1 rRNA gene is annotated in these 1,681 nt (G+C 49.7%); it reads right to left on the minus strand.

The annotated features are described in order from the left end of the window. Positions 1 to 1,498 (minus strand): 23S ribosomal RNA (locus tag ACEWE8_RS25995); the annotation flags it as partial. Between the last annotated feature and the right edge of the window lie 183 nt (positions 1,499 to 1,681).

Below are 1,681 nucleotides of genomic sequence, written 5' to 3' on the forward strand. Positions count from 1 at the left end.
TTGAGATCCCGGATTTGCCTAAGATCTCAGCCTACCACCTTAAACTTGGACAACCAACGCCAAGCTGGCCTAGCCTTCTCCGTCCCTCCATCGCAATAACTGGAAGTACAGGAATATTAACCTGTTTTCCATCGACTACGCTTTTCAGCCTCGCCTTAGGGACCGACTAACCCTGCGTCGATTAACGTTGCGCAGGAAACCTTGGTCTTTCGGCGTGCGAGTTTTTCACTCGCATTGTCGTTACTCATGTCAGCATTCGCACTTCTGATACCTCCAGCAAGCTTCTCAACTCACCTTCACAGGCTTACAGAACGCTCCTCTACCGCATCACCAAAGGTGATACCCGTAGCTTCGGTGCATGGTTTGAGCCCCGTTACATCTTCCGCGCAGGCCGACTCGACTAGTGAGCTATTACGCTTTCTTTAAAGGGTGGCTGCTTCTAAGCCAACCTCCTAGCTGTCTAAGCCTTCCCACATCGTTTCCCACTTAACCATGACTTTGGGACCTTAGCTGACGGTCTGGGTTGTTTCCCTTTTCACGACGGACGTTAGCACCCGCCGTGTGTCTCCCATGCTCGGCACTTGTAGGTATTCGGAGTTTGCATCGGTTTGGTAAGTCGGGATGACCCCCTAGCCGAAACAGTGCTCTACCCCCTACAGTGATACATGAGGCGCTACCTAAATAGCTTTCGAGGAGAACCAGCTATCTCCGAGCTTGATTAGCCTTTCACTCCGATCCACAGGTCATCCGCTAACTTTTCAACGGTAGTCGGTTCGGTCCTCCAGTCAGTGTTACCTAACCTTCAACCTGCCCATGGATAGATCGCCCGGTTTCGGGTCTATACCCAGCGACTAAACGCCCTATTAAGACTCGCTTTCGCTACGCCTCCCCTATTCGGTTAAGCTCGCCACTGAATATAAGTCGCTGACCCATTATACAAAAGGTACGCAGTCACCTAACAAAGTAGGCTCCCACTGCTTGTACGCATACGGTTTCAGGATCTATTTCACTCCCCTCTCCGGGGTTCTTTTCGCCTTTCCCTCACGGTACTGGTTCACTATCGGTCAGTCAGTAGTATTTAGCCTTGGAGGATGGTCCCCCCATGTTCAGACAAAGTTTCTCGTGCTCCGTCCTACTCGATTTCATTGATAAGAGATTTTCGTGTACGGGGCTATCACCCACTATGGCCGCACTTTCCAGAGCGTTCCACTAATCTCAAACCAACTTAAGGGCTGGTCCCCGTTCGCTCGCCACTACTAAGGGAATCTCGGTTGATTTCTTTTCCTCAGGGTACTTAGATGTTTCAGTTCCCCTGGTTCGCCTCTTGCACCTATGTATTCAGTACAAGATACTCAGCTTATGCTGAGTGGGTTCCCCCATTCAGAGATCTCTGGATCACAGTCTGTTTGCCGACTCCCCAAAGCTTATCGCAGGCTACCACGTCTTTCATCGCCTCTGACTGCCAAGGCATCCACCGTATGCGCTTCTTCACTTGACCATATAACCCCAAGCAATCTGGTTATACTGTGAAGACGACATTCGCCGAAAATTCGCATGTTGCTCTTTCGAGCAGAACTCACAAATTTTACCTTAGCCTGATCCACCAGCAGTGAAACTGGTGTTCAGTCTATTTCTATCACATATCCGAATTTTTAAAGAACGATCTGACAAAAGTCAGAAA

Origin of the sequence: Pseudomonas sp. TR47, from assembly GCF_044143025.1 — a bacterium.
GTDB lineage: Bacteria > Pseudomonadota > Gammaproteobacteria > Pseudomonadales > Pseudomonadaceae > Aquipseudomonas > Aquipseudomonas putida_E.